This window comes from Aliidiomarina taiwanensis (assembly GCF_003987015.1).
GTDB lineage: Bacteria > Pseudomonadota > Gammaproteobacteria > Enterobacterales > Alteromonadaceae > Aliidiomarina > Aliidiomarina taiwanensis.
The window spans coordinates 1-9315 of record NZ_PIPQ01000019.1; the positions used below are offsets into that span (position 1 = coordinate 1).

Consider the following 9315-nt stretch of genomic DNA (forward strand, 5'->3'; position numbering starts at 1 on the left):
GCGATGGTCGCATCCGGTGCAAAACTGGAACCTGACGCTGTCGCAACTGAGCATCCACTTCGATGGTCGACTGGATGATCATATAGACCTATGAAAACTTGGCTGACACAGAATATTGAACACTCCAAGGCAGGCCGATGTAGCCAAGACCGAGGGTGGTAACTTTAAATGACATATTAACCTCGTAAACTCTCTGCCACTTGAATAGACACACGTGACACTTCAAAAATTTCAGCCGCGGGGATAGGTGTGGGCTTTCCTAGCTGAATAGACTCTATAAAGGCTGATGCGCATGCTTTCTGACCTTTATCTTGATTGAGTAATCGTTGACTTTTAAAGCCTGGCCATGAATAACCCTTTAAGCGTTTAAAGTTATCAAGTTGTAAAACTGCATTATTACAAAACACTTCTAATCGCTCTTTTGGAAAGGATTTGCCGCCATTGGCTAAATAAAGAATTGTACCAAAGGAGCCATCTGCAAAAGTTAGAGTGATACTTGCCTTATCTTCCTGTACAGCCAAACCTGGTACATTTCCCATTTGCGTAGCTGAGAACCCTGTTATTTCGCTTCCTGCGAGAAAACGCATTAAATCGATATAATGACAAGCTTCACCTATGATCCGTCCTCCACCAATATTAATGTCCTGAGTCCAATGATCAGCCGGTATTTCACCCGCGTTCATTGTAAAAACAAACACCTTAGGCTGTTTAACAGGCGATAATAAGGACTTCACAGTTTGGGTAAGCGGTGCAAACCTACGGTTAAAGCCGACCATTAAATGTAACTGGCGTTTAGTATTTTTATAGGCTTGTTCGATAGCAGCTAGTTCAGGCAAAGTTAATGCTAAAGGCTTTTCCACAAACACATGCTTTCCTGCATTTAAAGCATCAATCGTTTGCGGGGCATGCACATTGTGCTGTGTGGCAATAACCACCGTGTTTACAGTGCTATCATTTAATACCCCTTGGCTATCTGTTGAGGTTTGGGCAAAGCCATGTTTTTTTCCATGATGCACACCTGAAATACCACCACTGCTTGCAAGAGTGTGTAACCTGGCACCGCCTTCTTTGAATGCAGGTATTAAAACACGAGAGGCATAATTTCCTGCACCTAAAAACGCACAAATAGCATCACTTGCTTCATAACCACTGTTACCTTGTAATGCAACTTGTCGTCTTAATAGATTTGAGTCTTTTGCTCCAAGTTTGGGGTATTGCAACAAAATACCTAAGGCGCTTCTATCATCTAAAATCTTATAACCTTCAACTGCATCATTTATGGAAAAGCGGTGACTGATTAATGGCTGCATATTAAGCGCACCGCTGGCCATCATGTCTAATACGGCCTCAAAATTTCGCTGTTCAGTCCAGCGCACGTATCCGACTGGGTAATCATGACCTTTTTCTTCATAATTGACATCATAACGGCCTGGGCCATATGAGCAAGACACCTGAAAGCTTAGTTCCTTTTCATAAAAGTCTGCGCGAGAAAGCTCAAGTCCAACCACCCCAACTAAAATTATACGCCCGCGTTTACGACACATATTTGCAGCCTGGGATACTGGCTCATTACTTTTGGTAGATGCCGTGATAATCACAGCATCAATACCTCGACCTCGTGAAAACGCTTCTGCAACTTTTAGCGGATCTTCACCTTTTGATAAATCTACTGTTTCTGCACCAAAACCTCGGGCTAAAGCGCATTTATTACTATCAAAGTCGATACCTAAAACACGGCAGCCTTGGGCTTTAAGTAACTGCACAGCCACTAATCCAATCAAGCCCAAGCCAGTAACCACTACACATTCACCCAAAGTTGGTTGCGCCAAACGAATTCCTTGCAATGCAATAGCACCTAAAACCGTGAATGCAGCTGACTCATCATCAACACCATCGGGAATTTTAGCACAGAGGTTTTTAGGAACACGCACAACTTCTGCATGGTAACCATTAGAAACAACTCTGTCCCCAACTTCAAAGCCTGGAACCCCGCTTTCAAGCACCACACCCGCATTGCAATAACCTAGCGGCAAAGGTTGGTCTAACTTGGAGCGTACTGCATCGAAGGTTGGCTGTAAGCCATCCGTTTTGATTTTTTCTAAAACCATTTTAACTTTGTCAGGCTGCGAGCGTGCTTTATCTATAAAATTCGCTTTACCAAAGTCTACTAGCATGCGCTCTGTACCGGCACTAACCAAAGATTGTTGGCTTGCGATCAATAGATGACCTGGTTTATTTTGGGGACAAGGCACTTCAGCAAGTGTGGTTTCACCACTACTAATATTTTGAAGGATTTGTTTCATGAGGATTCCTAAGTATCACTTTAGTAAGGCTAATTTGGCATCATATGATGGATAATTGATTAGGACTGCTTTATAGGGCCCCTTGAAAACGAATAAACTTCCCGCAGCCGCACCAATAACACCTAGCTTTTCTTGCAGTTTAACAATATCATCTAGAGTGCCAGCGCCCCCTAGAATAGTCAGCGGTGAGGAAATTATTTCGCGTACTGTCTCAGCTAGTGCTAAATCGTAACCATTCATCACGCCATCTTGGTCTATAGAGTTAACAACTATCTCGCCTATTCCTAATTGTTCAACTTCTTTTAATAGTTGAGTAAAGCTTTTCTTGATTTTCTGTTTGCCGTTATTAATATAAACATCATAACCACCCAATAATTTCTTCTTTACATCAAAAACGACCACAACACTTTGAGTACCAACGGCCTTCGAAACCTCCAATACTACACTAGGATTTGTCATAACTTCAGAAGATAGAGCAACCTTTTCAACACCTAACCCGATTATTTTCCTTGCTTGTTCAGCAGTTTTAACACCACCTCCATAGCAAAGGGGCATTCTAGACTCAACAGCTAACTTTTGTATCAAAGAATAATCAGGCTCACGTCCTTTAACGGATGCATCGATATCTAAAACTATTAATTCGTCAGCTTCTTTTTCATTGAAAATTTTAACAGCATTTATTGGGTCGCCAACATACTTAGGGTCTTTGAACTTAACTGTTTTTACTAACCCACTATTATGTACAAGCAGACATGGGATAACTCGGGTTCTAAGCATAATCAAAGCTCTGAAAAATTTTTAAATAAGGTCACACCATTATCATGGCTTTTTTCGGGATGAAACTGCACGCCATATATATTTCTATGGTTAACAACACAACTGAAATCCTTACCATAGTTTACAGTTGCAATTGAATCTTGAGAAGCAGAGCAAGAGAAATAATAAGAGTGAAGAAAATAGAATCCTTTATCTATTGAAATGTTATTGAAAAGTGGATTCTCTTGCGTACAATGAATACTGTTCCAACCCATATGGGGAAGCATAGGCTTGCTAATTAATAAACTTGTATCTATTTGTTTGACTTCAGCATCAATCCAACCAAGACCAGGAAGAACACCCTCATCACTAGACTTAGCCATTATTTGCATACCCACACATATACCAATGATAGGTGTATCTTGTTCAAGAACCGCTGTGTTTAGAGCCTTCTGCAAACCTGTATTACGGAGCATAGCCATTGTTTCATCAAAAGCTCCTACACCAGGTAAAATAAGCTTTTTAGCTGCAAGAATAGACTCTGGTTCTTTAGCTACAACACATTGAATATTCAATTTTTTATAAATGTTTTTGATGGCCTGAATATTACCAGACCCATAATCTACGATAGTTATCAACGCTTGCCACCTTTTTCTTTACCTAGCAAACGGAGTACTTTAGCACCTAAATTGTAAATAGACTCCTGTGATTTATAATCTCTATAAGATTTTTTGGGGGCGTTGAAATATCCACGTAGTTCATCAACTGTAATATCAAGTTTGTTAGCAATATATTCAAAGTCATGTTCAATAGTTTCAGGATCATAGGCTGGCTTTTTTAGCTTTTCTAATGCCTCGTCACGCGTCATCTGACCTGTAAGTATTAAACTTGAGTACTGCACTTTGCGCGTATCGAATCCAAAACGTTCCGGTAACCAATATGACTCATAAAATTTAGTGAACCTAGATTCGAAATGTTTTTGTTCATATTTCTGATAATCAAAATTATCAACTAAAAACTGTGTTGCTTCTTCTTTGTTGTATGGCATATAGTCTAAGGGTCGAATTGCTTTCAGACCTTTGATATAAGGCAAATATACTTTGTGCCATAAAATATTAGTGACAGGAAATTCTTTCAATGGACGTTGACCGAATTTTTTATGGATGTCACGAAGTTGAATTGAGTCAGATTGATAATACATCCACTCAATTGGGTTTCGAATACACTCTGTTGAGTAATTACCACCCGTCAACATGTACTTAACATTGTATTTTTCAGCAAACTTATACATGGTCGCAAAAAAAGAATGATCTTGAGGAGTGTCAATGTTTGAAACACCTGCTTTGAAGTAAGCAAGTTGTAAATCCTTCATTTCCTCCCAATTGATAACTTCTGTATATAGATCTAGCCCCAGCTTTCCTACAATGTTCTCAATATTACTTACTGCCTTGTCTGAATTCCAGCCGGCATCAACATGGAATACTAATGGCCTGAGGCCTAATTTTTCTTTCGCAAGATAAACTAGGTAAGAACTGTCAATACCGCCGCTCATGCCAATAATACAATCGAAATCTTTCCCTTTGCCTTCTTTTTTGATTTTCTCAGCCACTTCTAAAATTTTTTGCCAACCTTTGTCATCCGTATGCCAATAAGGTTTTATATCTGTATAAAATGTATTGCAGTGATCACAAACACCTTTATCATCAAAGATAATTTTACAGTCAGTTGTGTCCATAACACAGTTCTTACATATTCGTGTTGTTTTCATAGCCTCAATACCGAAATTCATAATAAAGTACCTCAATCCCTCATTTTAATTATTTTAGCTGGCACGCCACCGACAATTGCATAAGGAACTACATCTTTCGTAACAACACTACCAGCGGCTACAACAGCACCCTCACCAATTTTTACACCAGGAGTTATTACGCAGTTAGCTCCTATCCAAACGTCATTTTCAATGACCACTGGTGAATAAACATCGCCTGAAACAGGTATTCGTTCACCTTTTTTAGGTATCGCATGATTAGCAGAAAGTATTTGAGTTCGATATCCAATTAAAACCCGATCGCCAATATCAACTCCACCACCAGTAGTTACTAAAACACCCTTAGAAAAATCAACATTATTACCTACGTTTAAGTTTCTGCCAGGTGCAATCCATACGCCAGGATAGAAGATTACACCTTTACCAATTTTTGCCCCCATCATCATTAAAAAATAGCTTTTGATAGAGTTAAAAAAAGAAAACCTTGGTAAGAGAAAAAGCAGTTCCATTAGGGTTTCATAAGATATAACAAGTAAAGACTTAATTCGCATGAACTGTACTCCGCAAGAAATCGATTTCTAATTTTATTCTTTCTTCAATAGATGGGTATGTTGAGAGATTTGCCTTACCATTTTCAACAATTGAATTTAAGAGTTTTTCATCATGATAAAGATTTAGAACATTTTCAGCTATGTCTATAGGGGAGTCTCTGTCTACGTAAACAGCACCATTCTTGCAGATAGCCCTAGCCCACTCTTCATTTGCAACTATCAAGGGCCTCTCAAACTCCCAGGCTTCAATTATATTATTGCTAAAGCTCTCTAGTTTGCTAAGTAGAAATACAAATGAAACCTTTGAATAAAGTGCTTGCAACATTTCTTTATCAATTATGCCAATAATGTTAACATTTTCTTCAACGTCAAACTCTGAGAGTTTGTTGACGAATGCTTTATGAATTGAGCAGTTATTCTCAGGAGCCGTAAGTATTATAGAAATTGAAAGCCCTTTGTTTTTCAAAATAGACAAAAACTCAGGGATCATCATTATATTTTTGTTGAGTTGCCAGCCACATAAAAACAAACCAATGAGCTTTGTATTTTCAGGTGTATAAATTTTAATTTGATCTGTGTAAATACGCTTTATAGAGGGTTTAATATAAGCGGTATTCTCTAATGAATATAGTTTACGGCCCCTTAACTCCATTGACTTATTTTCGAACACAACACCATTACATCTTTTGACTCCAAATAATCTATACTTATCAATAATTTTTTTTAACAATAACTTGTGACCTTTGTAATCACTCCAAAAATCGACTTCAGGGAAATATAAATTAGAATCTGCAGATCCACAAACTTGTGGGATATGTTTAGGAAACAAACCAAATCCGAAGTATGAATAAATTATATCTATACTGTTATCCTTAATGATTTTAAAACTTAGAAATTTTTCATATAAAATCCGTTTGATAGGGTTTCTAGGGAAAACATAAAATTGACTATAACCTAGCTTAATAAGTTGATTATGCGGTTCAGAACCTTCAGCAACTATAAAAAAATAATTAACATCTTCAAATTCTAAATCTTGGAATGAATACAAAAAATTCAAAGCAACATTTTGTCCACCACCAGACTTAAGCGGCCCAAAGTTTATCAATACATTCACAATTTTATACCCTTCGTCAACTTGTTTTTTAAATTTTAACCTTAAATGCTAGCTTCTAAATTCTAGTAGTTATTGCTTCCAAATATAGTTGTGAAATTCTTTCAACGCTTAATGACTTATTAATTTTTATTGCTTCTTTAGAAAGACGTTTCCTAAGTTCCTCATCAGCAATTAAACTGTTCAAGTTATCAGTAAATTCTATAAGGTTTCGTGCAGGAACGAGAACACCATTAATACCATTATTGATAATATCCCTTGGTCCCGCATCACAATCGAAAGATATAGAAGCTACGCCTGCAGCCATTGCTTCAATCAAAGCGTTTGGAAATCCTTCAGAAACTGAAGTAAAAGCAAAGATAGATGCTCTAGAATACCATTCATCAATGTTTTCAACAGCACCTGTAAATATAACACGATCAGCTATACCTAAGCATTCGGCTTGATAAACAAGTTCGTCCATTAGAGGACCTGAGCCTATGATAGCCAGTTTCCATGTAGTGTCCCTAATTTTTGCGAAAGAGCTTAATAAATAGCATTGACCTTTTTCCGGTACCAACCTACCAACATTTAAAATTAACTTTTCACGTTCTACTACATTACTAATTTCTATATTTTTTACGGGGTTTGGTATGACATGAATGTTATTATTTTTTGTTAGCTCATAAAGTAATTGCTTTGCCATATCGGTTTGAGCGATTATTCCTGCCGCTTTATTGTAGGTTATTCTTTTAAGCTTTTGTAATATAAATGAATTTATTAATTTAGGGTTACTTCTATCAGAAACAAAAACATTCAAGCCTAGGAAGCTGCTTGCTAATACAGTGAAAACATTGTACTTATCCATAAAGCTTAAGACAGAGTCTGGTTTATAATTTATAAACAACCTTCTCAATCTGATAAAAGTTTTGATCTCAGATAATTTTTTTTGTATTGGACCTTTATTTTTGAAGCCAAGCCTATGCACAACCACTTTGTTATCAATTTGATAGAAGTCTTTAGCATCAGTAAGTAAAATTAAGTATACATCATTACCGGTTTTAACGAACTGGTTTGCTAGCTCGCTCATTACGCGTTCTGCGCCACCTTGCGTCAGATCTGGAATAACAAGAAATATCTTCATTTATTATCGCTTTATAAATATGGAATATATAAATAATCAAACTTATCAAATGATTTGAATCGGAATGTAAATGGCAACTTTACTGGAGTGTAAATGAAAATTTGCAATAAAACTTTGCATGAAGCTTTCATATGGAAGCTTTAAAGCGAATATGATAGCAATCACGACATTTAAATCTCGTATGTTGTAACAGTAAATTCTCAGATAGTATAAAAGTCCTCATAAAAGCTTGTAAACACCTTTGTTCCTGAATTCAGATAATAACCGCAACACTCATGTTATGGGATCGGTCGAGGGGAGGTCAGCTACCGACATGTGGTCCTCTTACTTTTCGACCAAAAAAAGTGAGTTCCAACATGAGTTATCGGCAGCTGACCGAGGGACAACGATACCAGATTTCGTTGCTTCTCTCAGAGAAATTTTCACTCAGAAAGATTGCAGAGAAATTAGACGTTTCACCATCAACCGTAAGCCGAGAGCTTCGGAGAAACTCTGTTACATCGGGTTGCTATGAGCCTGGCAAGGCTCATCAAAAAAGTACACAAAGGCGCGGTCGTAGCCAAAAGAGAAGCATATGTAAGCACACTGTAACCGCAGTAGAGCTGCTCCTTTCTGTTGATTGGAGTCCAGAGCAAATCGCTGCGGTTTGCCGCTCCATAGGCCGCCCAGTAAGTCATGAGTGGATTTACAGCCACATCATTCGCGATTTTCGGCGCGGTGGCGAGCTTTACAAACACTTAAGGCATCGATTAAAGCGGTACCGAAAGCGAACACATAAGCAGCGCGGACGCATTGTCGATAGACGCTCTATTCATGACCGACCAGAGAATGTTGGAATACGCGAGCGTTACGGCGACTGGGAAATCGATACTGTTATTGGTAAACGCGGAACTGGAGTCATTGTTACCGCTTTAGAGCGAAAAAGTCGGTTCTATGTCACGCGTAGGTATTTAGCAAAAATGCGAATGAGGTTGCTGATGCATTGATTGAAATGCTACAACCTTTTCAATCACTTGTGCACACTATTACGGCTGATAATGGTTTGGATTTCGCCGAGCATAAACGCATCGCCAAGGCTTTGGATGCAGGTGTGTACTTTGCAGATCCATATGCGTCTTATCAGCGAGGTGCGAACGAAAATGCTAATGGTTTGCTGCGTCAGTATGTTCCTAAAGGCTGCAACTTACGGATATTGACTAACGAGATGCTGACCAAAATACAGCAACGTATAAATCTCAGGCCGCGGTGTTTTTCAACCGAGTTGTCCAAAAAGTTTGTTCTAAGCAACCGCTTTATTGCGCTTAATTTCCTCCAGCGAGGACGGGTTTAACGCCACATCGCCAGCAGGTCTCCAGTCTCGTGTACTGCGTGACCAACGCTCTGGCCGTTTTTGTTTGTGTTGTTCATACAATGCAGCCCGCGCAGCGAGGATGGCTTCGTCCTCACCTCGATGTCGGCTGCCTGGTGTCACGAAGTTGATACCGCTGTGTAAATGATGCTCGTTGTAAGTTTCTACAAACTGCATCATCCATTCACGCACATGGGTCAGCGAGGTAAAGCCCTTACGTGGCCATTTCGGGCAATATTTTACGGTTCTAAACAGCGACTCCGAATATGGATTATCGTTGCTGACACGAGGCCGGCTGTGCGACATGGCCATGCCTAAATCGGCTAAGCGTGTCTTCAGCGTAAATGATGTCATC

Annotated in this window: 8 protein-coding genes and 1 pseudogene; 1 reads left to right on the forward strand and 8 read right to left on the reverse strand. The window is 38.8% G+C overall.

What is annotated here, in order from left to right:
- Nucleotides 1-176 precede the first annotated feature (176 nt).
- The 7 genes from CWE15_RS11780 to CWE15_RS11810 are packed head-to-tail and all read right to left on the reverse strand — an operon-like array spanning nucleotide 177 to nucleotide 7612.
- Nucleotides 177-2303, reverse strand: coding sequence for a bi-domain-containing oxidoreductase (locus CWE15_RS11780; protein WP_126758282.1), 2127 nt, complete (start codon nucleotides 2301-2303; stop codon nucleotides 177-179).
- A gap of 15 nt (nucleotides 2304-2318) precedes the next feature.
- A complete protein-coding gene (locus tag CWE15_RS11785) occupies nucleotides 2319-3080 on the reverse strand; it encodes an AglZ/HisF2 family acetamidino modification protein (RefSeq protein WP_126758283.1) in 762 nt (253 codons plus the stop codon).
- Nucleotides 3081-3082: 2 nt separating this feature from the next.
- Nucleotides 3083-3697: an imidazole glycerol phosphate synthase subunit HisH gene (hisH, locus tag CWE15_RS11790; protein WP_126758284.1), complete on the reverse strand. Its 615-nt coding sequence runs from the start codon at nucleotides 3695-3697 to the stop codon at nucleotides 3083-3085.
- Entirely contained in the window at nucleotides 3694-4848 is a 1155-nt protein-coding gene (locus tag CWE15_RS11795; RefSeq protein ID WP_338022904.1) for an N-acetyl sugar amidotransferase, read from the reverse strand. Before CWE15_RS11795 ends, hisH begins: the two co-directional genes overlap by 4 nt.
- 11 nt (nucleotides 4849-4859) lie before the next feature.
- Nucleotides 4860-5372, reverse strand: coding sequence for an acyltransferase (locus CWE15_RS12160; protein ID WP_126758289.1), 513 nt, complete (start codon nucleotides 5370-5372; stop codon nucleotides 4860-4862).
- Nucleotides 5368-6492, reverse strand: coding sequence for a glycosyltransferase (locus CWE15_RS11805; RefSeq protein WP_126758285.1), 1125 nt, complete (start codon nucleotides 6490-6492; stop codon nucleotides 5368-5370). Before CWE15_RS11805 ends, CWE15_RS12160 begins: the two co-directional genes overlap by 5 nt.
- A gap of 55 nt (nucleotides 6493-6547) precedes the next feature.
- Nucleotides 6548-7612, reverse strand: a complete 1065-nt coding sequence (locus CWE15_RS11810; RefSeq protein ID WP_126758286.1) for a glycosyltransferase family 4 protein — start codon at nucleotides 7610-7612, stop codon at nucleotides 6548-6550.
- A 356-nt stretch (nucleotides 7613-7968) separates the two neighbouring features.
- Here CWE15_RS11810 and CWE15_RS11815 point away from each other — a divergent pair.
- Nucleotides 7969-8942 (forward strand): annotated as a pseudogene (locus CWE15_RS11815) (IS30 family transposase).
- On the opposite strand, the gene CWE15_RS11820 reads toward CWE15_RS11815, so the two are convergent.
- Nucleotides 8892-9315, reverse strand: a 424-nt coding sequence (locus CWE15_RS11820; RefSeq protein ID WP_126758287.1) for an integrase core domain-containing protein, incomplete at its 5' end; no start/stop codon positions are given. The pseudogene CWE15_RS11815 and the gene CWE15_RS11820 overlap by 51 nt on opposite strands.